This window comes from Blastococcus sp. VKM Ac-2987, from assembly GCF_026967805.1.
In the GTDB taxonomy this organism is placed as follows: domain Bacteria; phylum Actinomycetota; class Actinomycetes; order Mycobacteriales; family Geodermatophilaceae; genus Blastococcus.
Map to the genome: position 1 here is coordinate 67,714 of NZ_JAPVBG010000002.1, position 18,879 is coordinate 86,592.

Genomic DNA, 18,879 nt, shown 5'->3' on the forward strand with positions numbered 1-18,879 from the left:
AGGCCCGATGATGGATCAGCTGGGGATCGACTGGCAGCGGGCCGGGCTGGTCGTCCTGTCCACCGTCGCCATGTACCTGCTGCTGGTGCTCTGCGTCCGGCTGGTGGGCCAGCGCAGCCTCGCCACCATGTCGAGCTTCGACCTCGGATGCGTCGTGGCGCTGGGCGCCGTGGTGGGCCGGACCGCACTGCTGCTCGATCCCACCCTGGGCGTCGGGGTGGTCGCTCTGGGGACGCTGTTCGCGACGCAGGCGATCCTCTCCCTGCTCCGCCGGAACCGGTGGGCCGACCGGCTGATGAACCGCCGCCCGGTGCTGCTCATGGCCGGGGACACCCCGCTGCGGGAGAACATGCGGGCCGCCCACGTCGCGGAGGACGAGCTGCGGCAGAAGCTGCGGCTGGCCGGGATCCGCAACCTCGCCGAGGTGCGCTGCGTCGTCCTCGAGCGCACCGGGGCGGTGAGCGTGGTGCGCCGGTCGGAGCCGCTGGACCCGTGGCTGTTCTCCGACGTGCCCGGCGCCGAGCGCCTCTGCGGGGCAGCGGAGCCCGACGCCCGGCGGACGTCGTCCTGACCGCTACCGCTCCGGCGGGTGCTCGGCGCGCCACTCGTCGAAGGCGTCGAGGAACGACACCGCCATCCGGTGCTCGGCGCGCACCTCCTCCCGGTCCCGGTCGTCGCGCATCCGGTCGGTCAGCGCCAGGGTGTTGAACTTGATGGCGCGGAAGTAGGGGATGAACGAGCCGGGCGTGAAGGCCCGCTTCGACGGCCGGGGCTCGACGCCCTCCAGCGCCCACGGCGCGGGCTCCGGCAGCGCCGGGAGCCCCAGCCCCTCCAGGGCGGTCAGGAAGGGCTCGTCGTCGGTGCGGTCGGTGAAGTCCCGGGAGAGCTCGCGGAAGACCTCGGTGCCGTCCGGGGCGACGGCGACCACCAGCGGCCGGAAGATCGAGGCGTCCTCGTCCCAGGCGCCCAGGGGCCTGGCCAGCCGGGCGCCGTCGGGATCGCTCGCCCAGCGGAACGGGACGTGCCAGGTGCGGTCGAAGGCCAGCTGGACCTCCGGGGGGTCGACCGACGCGAGGACGACCTCGGTGCCCGCTGCGGCGAGCCGGGACAGTGACCGGGCCAGGCGGACCGCCTGGGCGCAGCAGTAGGGCTACCAGTCGCCCCGCAGGCCGATCAGGAGCAGGGCCGCGCGGTCGTCGGACCGCAGCGCGAGCAGGTCGGCGGTGTCCATCGACCCACCGTAGGGAGCCGTTCCCGGCCGCGCGACCGGGCACAGGGGCGACGTCGGTGGTCCGGGCTACGGTCCCCTCGTGACCCCCACGGTGAGCCGGCGCCAGGTCCTCGGCTTCCGGGTGCGCGCCCAGCAGCTCGACCGCGCGGCGGGCACCGTCGCCGACACCGCGGTGCTCGACCTGGGCGTGCAGGACACCGGCGCGGACGGCGGCCGCTGGGCGCTGGCGCTGCGCGGCGTGGACGTCGCGGCGCTGCCGGACGACGCACTGGCCCTCGCGTGGACCCTGCGCGGCGCCCCCCACCTGTACCGCCGCGCCGACATCCCCGGCGTCGCCGCCGCCACGCAGCCGTTCTCCGAGGCGGACGCCGCGAAGCGGGTCTTCGACGCCGCCAAGCCGCTCCACGCCGCGGGGATCCCCGTCCTCACCGCCCTCGACGAGGTGGCGGCGGCCCTGCGCTCGATCGTCACCGGGCCGATGGTCAAGGGCGACGTGTCCGGCCGGCTCAACGAGGTGCTGCCAGCCCCCTACCTGCGCGAGTGCCGGCCCTGCAACGCCGTCCACGTCCACGAGCAGCCGTTCCGGCTGGCCGCCCTGCGCGCCGGCCTGGAGCTGGAGGAGGGCACGTCGCCGCCGGTGCTGCGGCCCGTTCCCGGTCCCGGGCCGGCGGCGGAGGTGCCGGCCGGGCTCGACGTGGTCCGCGGCTACCTGCGGCTGCTCGGCCCGGCCACCCGCCAGCACGTCGCCGGTTACCTGGACGCGCCGGTCAAGGACGTGGCGGCGCACTGGCCGGCAGACGCGGCGGAGGTGACCGTCGACGGCGAGCGGCGCTGGGTCCTGGCCGGCGACGTCGACCGGCTGACCGTCGACCCCGCGCCGGTCACCCGGCTGCTGGGCCCGTTCGACCTCTTCCTGCAGGCGCGCGACCGCGCGCTGGTCGTGCCGGACGGCGCCCGCGCCAAGGAGCTGTGGCGGGTGCTCGGCCGGCCCGGGGGTGTGCTGGCCGACGGCGAGGTCGTCGGCACGTGGCGGGCGCGGAAGGCCCGGGACAGCGTCTCGGTGGCCGTGGAGCTGTGGGCCCCGGCGGACCGCGCCGCCCTCCACGAGCAGGCCGAGCGGCTGGCCGCGTTCCGCGGGCTGCGGCTGGGCGCGGTCGAGGTGACCGGGCCGTAGCCGGCGGGTCAGGAGCCGTCGTCGACGACGACGGCCCAGAGCACCTTCCGGTTCCCGTCCGGGCACCACCCGTGCTGCTGCGACAGGTCGGCGACCAGGTACAGGCCGAAGCCGCCGCTGCCCGGATCGCGGCCCACGGCCGGTAAGGGCGGGGTGGCCCCCGCGGAGTCGCTGACCGCGATCAGCCACCGGTCGCCCGAGCGGCTCAGCGTGGCACCGGCCGGGGCGGCGCCGTGGCGCAGCGCGTTCGAGGCGAGCTCGTCCACGACGAGCACCATGCGCTCCGACCAGTGCTCCCGCTCCGGGTGGTCGACGGTGGAGCTGCCGGTCAGCGAGGCGCGCAGCCGCGACCGCAGCCGCGCCAGCGCGGCGATCGAGTGCAGCTCCTCGTGCCACACCTCGGCGAAGCCGCGGGGCACGCCGCTCGACTGCCACAGGGGCGGTGCCACGATCACCTCCACCGGTCGGCTCCCCTCTCTGCCGCCCGACCCTAGGGCCGGTCCCGGCGCGCCGCCCGCGGGGTGGGTCCGGACGCGCCGCCCGCCGCGCGGGGCCCAACGCGCCGCTCGGTGCGGGAACCTCTCCGCCGGTGCTTCCCGGAGCAGGTATCTCACCGCTAAGGTTTCCGCCATGACTGCGCGCCGGGTCCGCATCGGCATCGACACCGGGGGGACGTTCACCGACGTCGTCGCGGTGGACGAGGAGACCGGCGCGACCACCACCACCAAGACCCCGTCCACCCCCGCCGACCCGGCGGAGGGCTTCCTCACCGGCGTCCGCAAGGTGCTCGACCTGATGGGCCTGACCGGCGAGTCGGTCACCGCCGTCAGCCACGGGACGACGGTCGCCACCAACCAGCTGCTCGAGGGCAAGCTGGACCGGATCGGGTTCATCACCACCGAGGGCTACGAGTCGGTGCTGGAGATCGCCCGCCAGTCGGTGCCCGACGGCTACGGCAACAGCTACTTCTGGGTCAAGCCGCCGCGGATCGTCCCGGCCGACCTCGTGCGCACCGTGCGCGGGCGCCTGGACCACACCGGCGCCGAGGTGCGCCCCTTCGACGAGGACGACGCCCGCGCCGCCGCCCGGTTCTTCCGCGACGCCGGCATCACGACCGTCGGCGTCTGCTTCCTGCACGCGTACGCGAACGACGCCCACGAGCAGGCCATGCTCGAGGTGATCCGCGAGGAGCACCCCGGCGCGGTGGTGAGCATCAGCTCGCAGGTGCTGCGCGAGTACCGCGAGTACGAGCGCTCGGTGACCACGCTGGTCGACGCCGCGGTCAAGCCCAAGGTCGGCGCCTACGTGACCAACATCCGCACCCGCCTCGACGAGATCGCGCCCGGCGTGCCGTTCTACGTGATGAAGAGCAACGGCGGCGTGCTGTCGGCGGCCGAGGTGGTGCACCAGCCGATCACCACGATGCTCTCCGGCCCGGCGGCCGGCGCCCTGGGCGCCGCGCTGATCGCGGGCACCGCCGGCTTCGACCGGGTGCTCACCTGCGACGGCGGCGGCACCTCAACGGACGTCACCGTCGTCATCGACGGGGAGCCGGCCCTCACCACCGAGGGCTCGGTCGGCGACTACCCGTCGAAGATCCCGATGATCGACGTCGTCACCGTGGGTGCGGGCGGCGGCTCGATCGCCTGGCTCTCGCCGGAGGGCACCCTCAAGGTGGGCCCGAAGTCGGCCGGCGCCGACCCCGGCCCGATCTGCTACCCCGACGGGGGCGACCAGCCGACGGTCACCGACGCGCACGTCGTCCTCGGCCGGATCCCCCCGCACCTGCTGGGCGGGGAGATCCCGCTGTCGGTGGATGCCGCTCGCGAGGGTCTCGAGCAGCTCGGCGCGAAGCTGGACCTCTCGCTGGAGCGCGCCGCCACCGGCATCCTGGAGATCTCCGCCTGGAACCAGGCCAACGCGCTGCGCCAGGTGACGGTGGCCAAGGGCCTCGACGTCCGGGACTTCACGCTCACCACGTTCGGCGGCTCCGGCTCGCTGCTGGCCTGCCGGCTGATGGACATCCTCAACCTGCCGCGCACGCTGGTGCCGCCGAACCCGGGCAACGTCAGCGCCTTCGGGCTGCTGACCGTCGACGTCCGCAACGACTACGTGCAGACCGTCGTCAGCAAGCACCTGGACCTCGACCTGGACCGGGTGGCCACGGTCTACGCCGGGCTGGAGGGCCAGGCCCGCGAGGCGCTGGACGGCGAGGGCTTCGGCCCCGACGAGCAGCGCATGCAGCGGACGGCGGACCTCCGCTACGTCGGCCAGGCGTTCGAGGTGCGGGTGCCGGTCACCGACGGGGAGCTCGACCGCGCCGCGGCCGAGGAGGTCGCCCAGGCCTTCCACGCGGCCCACCGCCAGCTCTACGGCTACGACTTCGCCGACGACCCGCGCCAGGCCGTCGAGTGGGTCAACCTCCGGGTCAGCGGGATCGGGCCGATCCGCCGTCCCGACCTGGTCGAGCTGCCCGCCCAGGACGGCGGGCCCGAGCGGGCCCGCACCGGCTCCCGCCCGGTCTTCTTCGACGACTGGGTCGACACGCCCACCTACGACCGGCCCCGCCTCGCCCCGGGCGACGTCGTCCCCGGCCCGGCGATCGTCGAGGAGTTCGGCTCCACCGTCCCCGTCCACCCGGGCTTCGCCGCGACCGTCGACGCCTACGGGAACCTGCTGCTCACGAAGGAGACCGGCCGATGAGCCTCACCGACAGCTCCGTCGCCGCCGACCCCGTCCTCGTCGAGATCGTCGCCGGCACGCTGGCCGCGATCGAGAAGGAGGTGGAGACCTCCATCGGCCGGACGTCGAGGTCCCCCATGATCCGGGATGCCCACGACTTCCGGGCCGGCATCCACGACCGTGAGCTGCGCAAGCTCACCGGGCGCTCGTACTCGGCGCTGGTGCACCCGGTGGTGCGCGACTACCCGCTCGAGACGATGAACGCCGGGGACGTCTACTTCCACAACGACGTCTACCTCTCCGAGGGCGGCATCGGCCACCTGCCGGACCTCTGCGTGACCGTGCCGGTGTTCGCCACCGTGGACGGCGCCGAGCGCGTGGTCGCCTTCGTGCAGGCCTTCGGCCACCACGACGACATCGGCGGCGCCGTCCCGGGCTCGATGCCGAGCGCGGCGACCAGCGTGTACGAGGAGGGCCTGATGGTCCCCCCGATCAAGCTGTGGGACCGCGGCGTGCCCAACGAGAGCGCGCTGAAGATCATGACCCGCAACTCGCGGATGCCCGACTCGCTGGCCGCCGACCTGGACGCCGAGTGCTCGGCCTGCCTGGCCGGCGCGCGGCGCCTGGGCGAGCTGTTCGACCGCTACGGCGTCGAGGCGGTCGAGGCCTGCTTCGACGCGATCCTGGACAGCTCCACCGAGATCTACCGGCGCGAGATCCTGTCGCAGATCCCCGACGGCACCTACGTCTGGGAGGACTACGCCGAGCACGACGGCGTCGAGGAGCCGCAGCTGCACCGGCAGCGGATCACGCTGATCATGGACTCCACCCAGGAGACGCCGCTGGTGATCGACTTCACCGGCACCGGCCCGCAGGCGAAGGGCCCGATCAACCACTGCGGGGACTACGCCGACGGCAACTTCCTGAAGAAGTGGCTGGCGCCGATCCTGCGCAACCTGGCGGAGTCGCCCGAGCGGATGGCCCAGCTCGACGTCAACGAGGGCGTCGTGCCGCTGATCGAGATGCGCTTCCCGGAGAAGGGCACGCTGCTCACCCCGATCTTCCCGGCACCGACCAACGCCCGGACGTTCGTGATCCTACGGCTGCTCGGCGTCCTCGCCGGCGTGCTGGCCAAGGCGACCGGCGGCCGGATGCCCGCCGACCAGGAGACGATCCGCTACACCGGCGTCTACGGGACCGACGTCGACGGCGAGCCCTACCTCATGCGCGAGGTGCTCGGCGGCGGCTCGGGCGGGCGGTACTACGCCGACGGCGAGGACACCATCCACGTCGTCCCCGACTCCCGGAACCTGCCCACCGAGTTCACCGAGGGCCGTTTCCCGCTGCGCGTCGAGCGGCTCGGGCTGGCGATGGACTCCGGCGGCCCGGGGCGCTACCGCGGCGGCTGCGGCTACGAGAAGCACATCCGGGTGCTGCGCGACGCGCACTTCATGTCGATCGCCGACCGGTCGATCCTGGCGTGCTGGGGCGTGAAGGGCGGCAAGGCCGGGCGGCCGTTCCAGATCACCGTGGACCCGGGCGGGCCGGACGAGCACGAGGTGGACGCGCTGGCCGACGCCGAGCCGCTGCGCGCCGGCACGGTCGTGCGGATCCGGACGACGGGCGGCGGCGGCTGGGGCGACCCGCTGGACCGGCCGGTCGAGGAGGTCCTGCGGGACATCGCCTGGCGCAAGGTGTCGGTGGAGGGCGCCCGCGCGGACTACGGCGTGGTCGTCCGCGAGGACGGGACGGCCGACGAGGCCGCCACCGAGGCGCTGCGCGCGGAGCTGCGGGGCGCCCGGACCGGCGAGGAGCCGTTCTTCGACCGCGGCCCGGGCTACGCGACCCTCTCCGGCGGCGCCGCGTTCAACGAGTTCGACGTCCTGTAGACCCACCCCGCGCGCTCTGCGCAGGAGCCCCCGTCAGCGTGCCGGCGGGGGCTCCTGCGCGGTTCCGGCCGGTCCGGCGGCCGGGGCCGGTCGCCGGTCGAGGTAGGCGTCCAGCGCGGCAGCGCCGCGGAGCATCGCGCGGCCCCGGGCGGCCACGCGGGCGTGCCAGTCGTCGAGCACGGCCTCCAGCTCTGCGACGCCGCCGGCGGACCGGACCTGGGCGATCACCGGGGCGATCTGCTCCAGCAGGTAGCCACCCCGTCGCAGCTGGGCGGCCAGCAGCGCGTCGCGCACGTCCGCCGGCCCGTAGACCCGGTAGCCGGTCCGCGGATCGCGGCGCGGCCGGACCAGGCCGGCGCGCTCCCACGTGCGCAGCGTGGCCGGGCCGATGCCGAGCCGGTGCGCGAGCGGCCCGACGAAGACGTCGCCGCGCCCCGGCGCCTCCGGTTCCAGATCGCGGACGGCGGCTTCGACGGCCTGCAGGGTGCGCCGGTCGTCGACGAGCTGCACGTGGCTCTCGTCGACGAGCCGGAGCGCCTCCTCGACCGCGCCCCGGTCGACCGCCCGCATGATCGCCGTGGCCGTCCGGTGCCCGTGCCCGGCCACGAGCGCGAGGAACGCCCGCAGCGCCTGCGCGTGCAGCGGCGTGTACGTGCGGTAGCCGGACGGCGTGCGCTCCGCCGCCGGGAGGACGCCGGCCGCCTCGTAGTTGCGGATCGCCTGGGTGGACAGTCCGTGGGCGCGCGCCAGGTCGACGGGCCTGAGCCGCACGCCGCTTTGAGAGTTCGCCCGCGCCATCCCGCCCTCGTCGCCGCGGAGTCTCCACCGTCGTTTCAACGATACCGTTCAGGTGCATGAACGCACGCATCGCAGAGTCCACCTGCGCCGTCGACGCCGCGGCCGTCATGGCGCTGCTCCCGGCCCGACCGCGGCTGCTCGCCCTGGGCGAACCCACCCACGGCGCGACCGAGCTGCTCGAGCTGCGCAACGACCTCTTCCGGCAGCTCGTCGAGCAGCAGGGCTACCGGACGATCGCCCTGGAGAGCGACTGCCTGAGGGGCCTGGTCGTCGACGACCACGTCCGGTCCGGCACCGGCACCCTCGACGACGTCGTGGCGCGCGGCTTCAGCCACGGCTGGGGCGCCTACCCGGCCAACCGGGAGCTGGTGCGCTGGATGCGCGCGCACAACGACGGCCGGCCGGCGTCCGAGCAGCTGCGCTTCGCCGGGTTCGACGGCCCGCTGGAGATCACCGGCGCGGCGAGCGCCCGGCAGGCCCTCACCGCGCTCCACGGCTACCTCGCCGACCGGGTCGACGCCGACCTGCTCCCCTGCGACGCCGGCACGCTGGACCGGCTGCTCGGCGCCGACGACCGGTGGACCGACCCGGCCGTGATGCGGGACCCGGCCCGCTCGGTGGGGCGGACGCCGGAGGCCCGGCAGCTGCGGCTGCTCGCCGACGACCTGGGAGCGCTGCTCGACGCGCAGACGCCGGGGCTGGTCGCGGCGTCCTCGCGGCAGGAGTGGGACCGGGCACGACTGCACGGGCGCACCGCCACGGGGCTGCTGCGCTACCACTCCGCGATGGCCGACCCGTCGCCGCGCCGCCTGGCGCAGCTGCTCGGCGTCCGCGACTCGATGATGGCCGCCAACCTGCTCGCCCTCGCCGAGCGGGGCCCGACCCTGGTGCACGCGCACAACGCCCACCTGCAGCGGGAGCTGAGCCGGATGCGGATGGGCGACCTGCCGGTGGCGTGGTGGAGCGCCGGCGCGCTCGTCGGCACGCACCTGCGCGACGGGTACGCGTTCCTGGCCACGGCCCTCGGCACGCTCCGCGACGAGGGCGTGCACACCCCGCCGCCGGACACCGTCGAGGGGCTGCTGCACGCGCTGCCGGAGAACCGGTACGTCGTCGACCCCCGGCGGCTGGGAACGGCCCTCGACGGGACTGCACCCGCGCCGCGGGTGTCCCCCTGGTTCGGCTACGCCCCGTTCGACCCGGCGCACCTGGCCGGCGTCGACGGGCTGGTCTTCGTCCGCGACGCCCGGCGGAGCTGACTCCTCCGCGGACGGTCCGGCTCTGCCCGGCGAGGCTGGGCAGAGCCGGACCTCGCGCGGATCAGCGAACGGGGTCGGTGCTGCCGGACGACGGCTTGGCGTCGTCGCCCGTCACGCCCTCGTCGCCCGTCGGGCGGGCCTCGTCGCCGGCCCCCTCGACGTCATCGGGGACGAGCGGGGTCTGCTCCTCCACGTTCTCGCGGGCCTGGTCGCGGTCGGTGCCGGGCACCTCGGTCATGGGACCTCCTCGGGATGGGGTGCCGGTCCCCTACCCGGCCGACCCGGAGGCAGGCGCGCGTTCGCTCCCGGCGCACGCCGGTCGACGGCGGTGGCCGAAGCGGGTCACCGTGCTGAGGAAGCGCGCCCTCCGGGTCGCCGGTCTCCGCGGGCGGCGGCAGGCTCGGCTGCATGAGTGAGCCGCAGCAGGAGACCGACCAGCCGAACCTCCGGCCGGGGCAGCACGACGAGGGCGGGACCGGCGGCATGGCCACCCGCGAGCTCGCCGCCCACGAGCAGGAGGCGGCGGCCGACGACGACTGAGCCGGGGATCAGGGCCGGCGGCGGCGCCACCAGGACCGCCGCCGCGCGACCACCACCGGGAGGGCGGGCGGCGGCTCCGGCGGGCGGGCCAGCCGCCACCCGTCGACGAGCGCCTCGACGTCGGCCAGGCCGGGCACCGGCGCCCAGCGGCTGGGCTGCGGCGTGCGCCAGAACGCCTCGACGCGGGCGTTGTAGTCCTCGGCCAGCGCCCGGACGGCGGCCTCGGTGCCCAGCCGCGCCGCGCGCTCGGGCAGCACGTCGCGCTCCCGGCGCAGCGCGAGGCCCGGCGGCAGCATCTCCGCGGTCTCGACGCCCTCCCGCCGCGCCTTGGCCACGGCCCAGTCGTAGGCCGTCAGATCCCGGTGGAGGTCGGCGATCGGCTTGCCGGCGCCGCTGAGACCGTCGAAGTCCCCGCGCTCCCGGGCCCGCGCGATCTGCGTGTCCACCCACGTCTCGAAGGAGACCCCCGGTGGCTTCCGCTCGGTCATCACCGTCCATGGTCCACGCCTGTGCCAGAGGCGCGCCACCGTGCGGGCGACGGACAGCAGGGGGGTCCACCGCGCCCCGTGGACGGCCGGTCCACCGACGGGGCCTCGCTCCCGGCCTGCGCACCGCTCCTGCTCGCCCGGGCCCGAGCCCGGCTGCGGAGCGTGGCGACCGGCCACGAAGGGGTGAACCGCGAGCTCACGGCGCTGCACGCGGGATCGCGATACCACAGGCTGGGCGCCGTGCCGATGTCCGTCCCGGGTCTGCCCGCGCTGCCGCCCGAGCTGGCCGGGCCGGTCGCCGTGGAGCTGGCCAAGCCCGTCCGGGAGATCCCGCACCCGGGCGCCCTGACCGGCGGCTGCCGCTACGAGCCCAAGTGGGACGGCTACCGCCTGGTGGTCGTGCGCGAGCGGAACACCGCCCGGCTGTGGTCGAAGCAGGGCCGGGACCTCACCGACCGCTTCCCCGACGTCGCCGCGGCCGCCCTGGCGCAGGTGCCGCCGGGCTCGGTGGTCGACGGCGAGGTCGTCATCTGGAACGGGGACCGGCTGGACTTCGGGCTGCTGCAACGCCGGATGGTCGCCGCCGCCGGCCGCATCGCCGCCCTGGCCGCCGCCGCACCGGCCTCCTACGTCGCCTTCGACCTGATCGCGGCCGGCGGGGAGGACCTGCGCGGCCAGACCCTCACCCGCCGCCGGGCGGCCCTGGAGCGGCTGGCCCGCCGGTGGGCGCCACCGCTGCAGCTCTCCCCGGTCACCGCCGACGCCGCGCAGGCGCGGCAGTGGTTCGACGACTTCCGGCCCGCCGGCGTCGAGGGCCTGGTGGTGAAGGGCGCGGCCACCCGGTACGCCCCCGGCCGCCGGGAGTGGCTCAAGGTGAAGAGCTGGGAGACCACCGAGGTGCTCGCCGGCGGCGTGATCGGCGCCCTGGAACGACCGAGCCAGCTGGTGGCCGGCCGCTACCGCGACGGCGAGCTGGTCGTCGTCGGCCGGACCAGCCCGCTCACGCCCGCGCAGTCGGCGGAGCTGGCCGCGGTGCTGCGCCCGGCGGGGCCGGACCACCCCTGGCCCGAGCGGATCGGCACCGGCCGGTTCGGCGGCGGCCGGCTGTCGGTCCCCCTCACCCGCGTCGAGCCGGCCACCGTCGTCGAGGTCAGCGCCGACGCCGCGCTGCAGGCCGGGGTGTTCCGCCACCCCCTGCGCTTCGTCCGGGTCCGCCCCGACCTCCGGCCCGAGGACCTCCCCCCGGTCTGAGCCGGCGCACCGCATCCCCCCTGCGGATGAGCGGGGGTCGACCGGTGGCCGCTGCCCGCCGATGGGACCGGGTGACCACTCCCGCGCCCCCGGCCACCGCTCGTGCCGCGTGGCTGCACGCCGGCCTGGCCGTGCTCGTGGTCGCCGTCGTGGTCCTCCTCGTCCCGGTGGGCCCGTGGCGGCCCGCGGCCGAGATACCGCTCTTCCTGCTCGGCATCGCCGGCACCCTCACCGCGCTGCGCCGCCACGCCGCGCCGCAGCGCGTCGCCTGGGGTGCGCTGACCGCCGCGCTCGTCCTCTTCGCCCTGAGCTGCGCGGTGGAGGTGCCCGCGCAGGCCGGCGTCCTCCCCGGGACCTTCGGGAGCCTGGAGTCCGGCTTCGACGTCGCGGCGTACGCGTCCCTGGTCGTAGGGGCGCTCGGCGTCGTCCGCGACGGTCGCCGCAGCCGGGACTGGGCCGCCTGGGCCGACACCGCCACCCTGCTGCTGGCCGCCGGGCTCGCCCTGCTGGCCGTCCGCGGGGACGACGGCGCCGTCACGGCCGACCACGTCGAGACCGGCGTGGGCACCCCGCTGCTCACGGTCGTGCTCCTGCTCGTCTGCCTCCCGCTCGTCGCGGCCCGCGGCCGCCGCTCGGTCAGCTCGCTGGCCCTGCTCGCCGCCGCGGTCCTCACCGTGGCCGGCTACACCGGCCGGTTGCTCTTCGGGGCGCTGCGCGACACCCCGCTGATCGACCCGCTGCCGCTGCTCGCGGTCGCCGCCCTCGTCCTCGCCGGGCGGCACCCGTCGGTGGCCGCGCTGGGCCGGCGGCCGGACTCCGAGCACGACGCCGCGTCGAGCCGGGTGCTCGGCCTGTGCGTCACCCTGCTGGTCAGCCCCGCGCTCCTGCTGCTGTGGAGCTTCAGCCACGGCGGCGAGGGTTACCTGCTCGGCGGGGGCAGCGCGCTGCTCACCGGACTGGCCCTGTGGCGGCTGGTGACGCTGAGCCGCGAGCGCGAGCGGACCCGGGCGGCCCTCGCCGCCAGCGAGGGGCGGATGCGGCTGCTGCTGGCGAACGCCTCCGACGTCATCGCCACCATCGACCCCACCGGCACGATCACCTATCTGAGCCCGGCCGCGGAGGGCCTGCTCGGCCAGCCCAGCAGCAGCTACGTCGGCCGCTCGGCCATCGCGCTGGCCGATCCCCGCGACCAGGTCCGGCTGCGGGCAGCGGTCGCGGCCGCGGGCGAGGCCGGCGCCGCCGTGGCCGGGTTCGTCGACGCCGACATCCGCGTCCAGCACAGCTCGGGCGGCAGCCGCTGGGTCGAGGTGCGGATCAGCGGCAAGGTGGAGGAGGCCGGCCTGGAGGGCTGGGTGGTCGTCCTCCGCGAGGTCACCGACCGCAAGCTGTTCGAGGACGAGCTCCGCCGCCAGGCCCGGACCGACCCGCTCACCGGCCTGCTCAACCGGGCGGCGTTCAACGAGCGGCTGGCCGCGGCCACCGCCGCCGCCGACCCGGACGCCCGCCCGGCGGTGCTCTTCGTCGACGTCGACGACTTCAAGGGCGTGAACGACACCCTGGGGCACGCCGCCGGCGACGAGCTGCTGCTGACCGTGGCGGCCCGGCTCTCCGCCGACGTGCGGGGCGAGGACGTGGTGGCGCGGCTGGGCGGCGACGAGTTCGCCGTCCTGCTCACCGACGCCGACGGAGCGCGGCTGCGCGACGTCGCCGACCGCCTGCTCGCCGCACTGCGCGCCCCGGTGCAGCTCGCCGACCGCACGGTCACGGTCACGGCGAGCATCGGCGGCGCGCTGGCCGACGCCGGCTGCACCGCCGAGCAGCTGCTGCACCGCGCGGACACCGCGATGTACACCGCCAAGCGGGCGGGCAAGGACTCCCGCGCCCTACTGGGCGTGGCCGAGACCGCGCTGTCCTGACGGGCGGGCCCGTCAGGGCTCCTGCGGCACCCGGCCCAGGCCGACCAGGAGGCGGCGCAGCAGCGCGGCGAGCTGCTCCCGGTCCTCGGACGGGAGGGCGTCGAGCAGCCGCCGCTCGGTCTCCAGGTGGTCGGGCAGCGCGGTGTCCAGCGCCGCCCGGCCGGCGCCGGTCAGCGTGACGACGACGGCGCGGCCGTCGGCCTCGCTGCGCTCGCGGGTGATCAGGCCCTTCTCCTCGAGCCGGTCCAGCCGCTGGGTGATGGCCCCGGAGGTCACCAGCGCCGTGCGCATGAGGGCGGTGGGCGTGAGCTGGTAGGGCTCCCCCGCCCGGCGCAGGGCCGCCAGCACGTCGAAGGACGGCGCGTCGAGGCCGTGCCGCGCGAAGGTCGCCCGCTGGGCCAGGTGCACCTCCCGCTGGAGCTGGGTGATGCGCCCGACGACCCCCATGGGCGAGCAGTCCAGGTCCGGCCGCTCCCGGGCCCACTGCCGCAGGATCAGGTCGACGGCGTCCTCCACGTCGCTCACCGTAGTTGCCCCGCCCGCCCAGCCCGGACGCCGCGCGTCAGCGCAGCCGGGCGCTGAGCCGGACGGTGCACCCCACCTGGTCCGGCAGCACGTCGACGTGGTCCCAGAGCTTGCGGGCCAGCCACAGGCCCATGCCGCCGTTGGCCAGGTCCACGCCGTGGGCCGGCCGGAAGCCGGCGAAGGGCACGTCGAAACCGCAACCGGAGTCGGTGATCGCGCACACCAGCCGGTCGGCGGTCGCCCACACCCGGGCGGAGACCGGCCGGGCGCCGTGCCGGAAGGCGTTGGAGGCGATCTCGCTGAGCGCGAAGTGCAGGTCGGCGGCCTGGTCGGGGTCGGGCACCCGGCTCTCGAGGACCACCCGCAGCTCGCGGCGCAGTACGGCCAGCGACGGTGCGTCGTCGATGGCGACGTCGGGGGCGGCGTCCTCCACCGGCTCGCGCGGCAGGGGCAGCCGGCGCACGAAGTCGGCCGGCTCCTGGAACTGCGCACTGGCGCGGGTGCCGCGCCCGTCCAGCAGCTGGGGGTGCGTGGCGGCGGCGCCGGCCAGCACCTCGGCCGGCAGCACCCGCCCGTCGAACACGCACAGCGCCGACACCGGCCGGGCGGCCAGGAGCATGTTGATCGCCGCCTCGTAGCGGAGCCCCTCCCGCCAGTTCCGCGGCTCGGGGCCGAACTCGAGCCCGCCGGCCAGGCGCAGCCGCCCCGAGGGGGTCTCCCTGGCCCGCCGCATCAGCTCCCAGGTGGCGGCGGCGGCGTCGGGCACCGAGGTGTCCAGCAGGCACAGCCGGGTGTCGGACTCGACCGACCCCGCTCGCTCGCCGAGCGCGTCGGAGATCAGCGCCGCGGTGTCCGGAAGGCAGGAGAGGACGACGAGCTCGTCGTCGCGCAGGCCCTCGTCCAGGTACGGCAGGACGCAGGCGAGCAGCTCCTCGTCGGAACCGACCAGTGCGGCCAGGTGGACGCTGGGCGCGCGGGCGCCGGAGGCGGGGCGGGCCACGGCCGCGTCCCCTCCGACCACCTGAGACATCCCGACCCCTGCGCCATCCGGGACCGGGACGTCCCGGCCGACTGGTTGAGCATTCTGCGACATCATCCGCCGCGCCTCGCCGCCGGGGCGCGGCGGGACCGGGTCGGTTCACCCCATGGGGCGGCTCCCGGGGTGCCGTCGGGCACGAGCATGTTCCACGTGGATCACCGCGGTCCGCAGAAGCCTCAGCGGCGGCGGGACACCGTCACCGTGAACTTGGGGTCCTGCCCGGCGACGCGCGTCGGCCCGACCACCCGGTTCAGCGCCGGCCGGTACCGCAGCGCGGAGTTGTAGACCGTCCAGAGCTCGCCCCCGGGCCGCAGCAGCCGCGCGGCTGCCGCGAAGAGCCGGTCGGCCGCCGTGGTCACGACCGCGGCGCCGACGTGGAACGGGGGGTTGCAGACGACGAGGTCGACGCTGCGGTCGGGGACGGTGGCCGCGGCGTCGTCCCGGATCGCCGTCACGCGGTCGGCGACCCCGTTGGCGGCGGCGGTCGCCGCGGCGGAGGCGACCGCCGCCGCGGACTGGTCCACCGCCAGCACCCGCAGCTCCGGCCGGCTGCGGGCGAGCAGGGTGGCCAGCACGCCGGTGCCGCAGCCGAGGTCCAGGGCGGTCCGCGCGTCGGCGGCCATCTCCGGCAGCGAGCGGAGCAGCGCCCGGGTGCCGACGTCGATCTTCGTGCCGGCGAACGCGGCGCCGTGGGCGCAGACGGTCAGCCCCGGATCGGGGTGCACCTGCTGCCGGGGGAACGACGACGGCCCGGGCCTCGGCCCCCGCGCGACGAGCACCCGGGACTTCTGCCGGGCCAGCGTCGCCGACACCTCGCCGAAGGACGCCCCGAGGACGTCGTTCATGGCGTGCGTCATGTGCTTCACCCGACCACCCACCAGGACGGTGACGTCGGGGGCCGCGGACGCCGCGATCACCTCGGCGATCTCGCGCAGCGCGTCCAGCGCCTTGGGCGCCTTGACCAGCACCACGCGGGCGCCGGCGGCCAGCTCCGGGCCCAGCGGCAGCGACCGGGAGCTGCCGGCCAGGCCGACCCGCTCGGCGTTCGCGGCCAGCGCCCGCTCCCCCACCAGCAGGTCCTGGCTCACCCGCACGCCGGTGAGGCCGTGCCGGGCGGCGAGCCCCAGGGCCAGCGCGCCGTAGGAGTCGTCGACGACGGCGACCTCCCCGCCCGCGCAGCCGGCGACGAGGTCGGCCGCGAGGTCGAGCAGCAGCCGGTCGGTCGCGTCGACGGCGACCAGGTCGGGCGCCTCGACGTCCGGCTCCCGCCGCAGCGCCCCGAGCACCTCCGCCGCGGGGACGGGCACGTCCGCGCTCAGGACCGGGGGGTGGCGGCGACGAGATCGGCGACCACCCGGGCGAGCTCGGGGCCGACGTCCTCCTGGAGGAAGTGCCCGCCACCGGGGAGCGTCGTGTGCGCCATGTCCCGAGCGCCGGGCACGAGCTTCTGGAACACCCGCTCGCCCCCGCCGGTGATCGGGTCGCCGTCGGAGAACGCCGTCAGGAAGGGCTTCTCCCAGCGGGTCAGCACCTCCCAGGCCGCCCGGTTCGCCGCGGCCGCCGGGTCGTCGGGCGAGGTCGGCACCAGGGCGGGGAACTGCCGGGCCCCGGCGGTGTACCGGTCGTCCGGGAAGGGGGCGTCGTAGGCGGCGACCACCTCGGGCGCGAGCCCGCCGGCGGTGCCGTTCCCGACGATCCGGCCGATCTGGAACTCCGGGCTCTCCTGGGAGAACCGCTGCCAGGCCAGGAACGCCTCGCTCATCTTTTGGTCACCGGTCGGCAGGCCGGTGTTGGCCACCACGACCCGGGCGAACCGGTCGGGGTCCTCCGCGACCAGCCGCAGCCCGATCAGCCCGCCCCAGTCCTGGCAGACCAGCGTGACGTCGCGGAGGTCCAGCTCGTCCAGCAGCGCCTGCCGCATCCACGCCACGTGCCGGGCGTAGGTGTAGGACGCGCGGTCGACCGGCTTGTCCGAGCGCCCGAAGCCGACGAGGTCCGGGACCACGACGCGCAGGCCCGCCGCCGTCAGCACGGGGATCATCCGGCGGTAGAGGAACGACCACGACGGTTCGCCGTGCAGGAGCAGCACCGTCTCGCCGTCCGCGGGGCCCTCGTCCAGGTACGCGATCCGCAGCCGTCCGCCCTCGTCGTCGTCGACCTCGACGTAGCGGGGCTCGTACGGGAAGTCGGGCAGGTCGGTGAAGCACTCGTCGGGCGTCCGCAGGGTCTCCATGAACCAGCCTCTCCGTTCCAGGCATAGGAAGCTATGCCTACGGTTTCGGGGTCTGAACCGTAGGCATTGCCTCCTATGCCCGGGGAGAGCGGGTCAGACGCCGGGCAGGCCCACCGGGCAGGAGACGCCGGTCGAGTGCACCGGGCAGTAACCGTTGGGCACCTTGTAGAGGTACTGCTGGTGGTAGTCCTCCGCGTAGAAGAACTCCCCCAGCGGCGCGATCTCGGTGGTGATCTCGCCGTAGCCGGCCGCCTTCAGCCGCTCCTGGTAGGCGTCGCGGGTGGCGAGGGCGGCCTTCTCCTGCTCCGGCGAGGCGTAGTAGATCGCCGAGCGGTACTGGGTGCCGATGTCGTTGCCCTGCCGCATGCCCTGCGTCGGGTCGTGGTCCTCCCAGAACGCCTTGAGCAGCTGCTCGTAGGAGGTCACGGCGGGGTCGAAGACCACGAGGACCACCTCGGTGTGCCCGGTCCGCGCGGAGCAGACCTCGTCGTAGGTGGGGTTCGGCGTGTGCCCGCCGGCGTAGCCCGCGGCGGTGGAGTAGACCCCGGGCAGCTCCCAGAACACCTTCTCCACGCCCCAGAAGCAGCCGGCGCCGAAGACCGCGGTCTGCATGCCGTCGGGGAAGGGCGGCTGGATGCGGTTGCCGTTGATCGCGTGCACCTCGGGCACGTGCGGCAGCGGGTCGGGACGGCCGGGCAGCGCGTCCTCGGCCGGGACGGGCTGCGTCTTGGACCGGGAGAGGAACATGCCCCGAGCGTAGGCCCGCGTCGCAACCCGGCGGTGCACGACCGGACCGGCCGCTGCGGCCCTGACCTGCACGGGGCAGGATCGCGGGTGTGCCCGTGACGACGCGTGAATGGCAGCTGGCGGCCCGGCCGCACGGCGAGCCGACCCCCGACGACTTCCGCCTGGTCGAGCTGGAGCGGCCCGACCCGGCCGACGGCCAGGTCGTCGTCCGGATGCTGGTGATGAGCGTCGACCCGTACATGCGCGGCCGCATGAACGCGGGGAAGTCCTACGCCGCCAGCTGGGAGATCGGCGAGACGATGAAGGGCGGGGCGGTCGGCCGGGTGGTCGCCTCCCGCTCCCCCGACGTGCCCGAGGGGGCCCTCGTCCTCGCCGACGCGGCCTGGCGGGACGTCGCCGTGCTCGACGCCGCGCACGTCCGGGTGCTGCCCGAGCTGCCGGGCATCCCGCCCAGCTACCACCTCGGCGTCCTCGGCATGCCCGGCCTCACCGCCTGGGTGGGGCTGTTCCGGCTGGCCGGCTTCCAGGAGGGCGACGCCGTCTTCGTCTCCGGCGCCGCCGGCGCGGTGGGCAGCCTGGTCGGCCAGTTCGCGAAGCTAAACGGCGCCTCCGCGGTCATCGGCAGCGCGGGCACGCCGGAGAAGGTGCGCTGGTTGACCGAGGAGCTCGGGTTCACCGCGGCCTTCGACTACCACGACGGGCCGGTGCGGGAGCAGCTCGCGGCGGCGGCGCCCGGCGGCATCGACGTCTTCTTCGACAACGTCGGCGGTGAGCACCTCGAGGCGGCCATCGGCGCGTTCAACGAGTTCGGCCGGGGCGCGCTGTGCGGGGCCATCTCGGGCTACAACGCCGTCGAGCCCCAGCCCGGGCCGCGCAACATGTTCATGATGGTGACGAAGAAGCTCAGCCTGCGCGGCTTCATCGTCGGCGACCACGCGGACATGCGCGACGAGTTCACCGAGAAGGTCGGCGGCCTGCTCACCTCGGGGCAGCTCGTCGTCCGCGAGACCGTCCGCGAGGGGCTGGACAACGCGGTGGACACGTTCCTCGACCTCCTCCGCGGGGGGAACACCGGGAAGATGATCGTCAAGCTGGCCGACTGACCCG

General features: G+C 75.5%; 18 protein-coding genes and 1 pseudogene. 9 read left to right on the plus strand and 10 right to left on the minus strand.

The genetic code is table 11. The annotated features are described in order from the left end of the window. The first annotated feature begins 7 nt into the window (after positions 1 to 7). Complete coding sequence (locus O2W17_RS09180) at positions 8 to 571, plus strand: DUF421 domain-containing protein (RefSeq protein WP_269192125.1); 564 nt, start codon at positions 8 to 10, stop codon at positions 569 to 571. A gap of 3 nt (positions 572 to 574) precedes the next feature. Here O2W17_RS09180 and O2W17_RS09185 read toward each other — a convergent pair. Beyond that, positions 575 to 1,138: pseudogene (locus O2W17_RS09185) on the minus strand (peroxiredoxin family protein); the annotation flags it as partial. Positions 1,139 to 1,310: 172 nt separating this feature from the next. Between O2W17_RS09185 and O2W17_RS09190 the strand changes: the two are divergent. After that, on the plus strand, positions 1,311 to 2,405 hold the full coding sequence (locus tag O2W17_RS09190) for a winged helix DNA-binding domain-containing protein (protein ID WP_269192126.1): 1,095 nt from the start codon (positions 1,311 to 1,313) through the stop codon (positions 2,403 to 2,405). A gap of 8 nt (positions 2,406 to 2,413) precedes the next feature. Here O2W17_RS09190 and O2W17_RS09195 read toward each other — a convergent pair whose 3' ends face one another. Further along, positions 2,414 to 2,854 (minus strand): ATP-binding protein, encoded by a 441-nt coding sequence (locus O2W17_RS09195; protein ID WP_269192127.1) that lies wholly within the window; start codon positions 2,852 to 2,854, stop codon positions 2,414 to 2,416. A 181-nt stretch (positions 2,855 to 3,035) separates the two neighbouring features. Between O2W17_RS09195 and O2W17_RS09200 the strand changes: the two genes are divergently transcribed. Together O2W17_RS09200 and O2W17_RS09205 are read left to right on the plus strand one after the other, a co-directional pair. After that, positions 3,036 to 5,108: a hydantoinase/oxoprolinase family protein gene (locus O2W17_RS09200; RefSeq protein ID WP_269192128.1), complete on the plus strand. Its 2,073-nt coding sequence runs from the start codon at positions 3,036 to 3,038 to the stop codon at positions 5,106 to 5,108. After that, positions 5,105 to 6,976: a hydantoinase B/oxoprolinase family protein gene (locus tag O2W17_RS09205; protein WP_269192129.1), complete on the plus strand. Its 1,872-nt coding sequence runs from the start codon at positions 5,105 to 5,107 to the stop codon at positions 6,974 to 6,976. The genes O2W17_RS09200 and O2W17_RS09205 overlap by 4 nt, the downstream gene beginning before the upstream one ends. Positions 6,977 to 7,009: 33 nt before the next feature. Here the strand turns inward: O2W17_RS09205 and O2W17_RS09210 are convergent, their stop codons facing one another. After that, positions 7,010 to 7,747, minus strand: coding sequence for a TioE family transcriptional regulator (locus O2W17_RS09210; protein ID WP_269192130.1), 738 nt, complete (start codon positions 7,745 to 7,747; stop codon positions 7,010 to 7,012). A gap of 83 nt (positions 7,748 to 7,830) precedes the next feature. On the opposite strand from O2W17_RS09210, the gene O2W17_RS09215 reads away from it, so the two are divergent. Continuing rightward, positions 7,831 to 9,033: an erythromycin esterase family protein gene (locus O2W17_RS09215; protein ID WP_269192131.1), complete on the plus strand. Its 1,203-nt coding sequence runs from the start codon at positions 7,831 to 7,833 to the stop codon at positions 9,031 to 9,033. Positions 9,034 to 9,094: 61 nt separating this feature from the next. Here the strand turns inward: O2W17_RS09215 and O2W17_RS09220 are convergent, their stop codons facing one another. After that, positions 9,095 to 9,271: a hypothetical protein gene (locus O2W17_RS09220; protein WP_269192132.1), complete on the minus strand. Its 177-nt coding sequence runs from the start codon at positions 9,269 to 9,271 to the stop codon at positions 9,095 to 9,097. Between the two features lie 170 nt (positions 9,272 to 9,441). On the opposite strand from O2W17_RS09220, the gene O2W17_RS09225 reads away from it, so the two are divergent. Beyond that, positions 9,442 to 9,573 carry a hypothetical protein gene (locus O2W17_RS09225; protein WP_269192133.1) on the plus strand — a complete coding sequence of 44 codons (132 nt, stop codon included), beginning with the start codon at positions 9,442 to 9,444 and terminating at the stop codon, positions 9,571 to 9,573. Between the two features lie 8 nt (positions 9,574 to 9,581). Here O2W17_RS09225 and O2W17_RS09230 read toward each other — a convergent pair whose 3' ends face one another. Continuing rightward, positions 9,582 to 10,061, minus strand: coding sequence for a J-domain-containing protein (locus O2W17_RS09230; protein ID WP_269192134.1), 480 nt, complete (start codon positions 10,059 to 10,061; stop codon positions 9,582 to 9,584). Between the two features lie 246 nt (positions 10,062 to 10,307). Between O2W17_RS09230 and O2W17_RS09235 the strand changes: the two genes are divergently transcribed. Continuing rightward, the gene (locus O2W17_RS09235; protein WP_269193287.1) at positions 10,308 to 11,312 is read left to right on the plus strand and encodes an ATP-dependent DNA ligase; all 1,005 of its coding nucleotides are present in this window, start codon (positions 10,308 to 10,310) and stop codon (positions 11,310 to 11,312) included. 71 nt (positions 11,313 to 11,383) lie between these two features. Then, complete coding sequence (locus O2W17_RS09240) at positions 11,384 to 13,228, plus strand: sensor domain-containing diguanylate cyclase (protein WP_269192135.1); 1,845 nt, start codon at positions 11,384 to 11,386, stop codon at positions 13,226 to 13,228. 12 nt (positions 13,229 to 13,240) lie between these two features. Here O2W17_RS09240 and O2W17_RS09245 read toward each other — a convergent pair whose 3' ends face one another. The 5 genes from O2W17_RS09245 to msrA all read right to left on the minus strand — a co-directional run bounded on the left by O2W17_RS09245 (position 13,241) and on the right by msrA (position 17,772). Then, on the minus strand, positions 13,241 to 13,744 hold the full coding sequence (locus O2W17_RS09245) for a MarR family winged helix-turn-helix transcriptional regulator (RefSeq protein ID WP_269192136.1): 504 nt from the start codon (positions 13,742 to 13,744) through the stop codon (positions 13,241 to 13,243). Positions 13,745 to 13,790: 46 nt separating this feature from the next. Next, positions 13,791 to 14,753 (minus strand): sensor histidine kinase, encoded by a 963-nt coding sequence (locus O2W17_RS09250; RefSeq protein WP_269192137.1) that lies wholly within the window; start codon positions 14,751 to 14,753, stop codon positions 13,791 to 13,793. Between the two features lie 215 nt (positions 14,754 to 14,968). Beyond that, positions 14,969 to 16,099 carry a class I SAM-dependent methyltransferase gene (locus tag O2W17_RS09255; protein WP_269192138.1) on the minus strand — a complete coding sequence of 377 codons (1,131 nt, stop codon included), beginning with the start codon at positions 16,097 to 16,099 and terminating at the stop codon, positions 14,969 to 14,971. A gap of 8 nt (positions 16,100 to 16,107) precedes the next feature. Continuing rightward, positions 16,108 to 17,025: a haloalkane dehalogenase gene (locus O2W17_RS09260; RefSeq protein WP_269192139.1), complete on the minus strand. Its 918-nt coding sequence runs from the start codon at positions 17,023 to 17,025 to the stop codon at positions 16,108 to 16,110. 93 nt (positions 17,026 to 17,118) lie between these two features. After that, positions 17,119 to 17,772: a peptide-methionine (S)-S-oxide reductase MsrA gene (gene msrA / locus O2W17_RS09265; protein ID WP_269192140.1), complete on the minus strand. Its 654-nt coding sequence runs from the start codon at positions 17,770 to 17,772 to the stop codon at positions 17,119 to 17,121. 95 nt (positions 17,773 to 17,867) lie between these two features. Between msrA and O2W17_RS09270 the strand changes: the two genes are divergently transcribed. Further along, a complete protein-coding gene (locus O2W17_RS09270; protein WP_269192141.1) occupies positions 17,868 to 18,875 on the plus strand; it encodes an MDR family NADP-dependent oxidoreductase in 1,008 nt (335 codons plus the stop codon). The last annotated feature ends 4 nt before the right edge of the window (positions 18,876 to 18,879 follow it).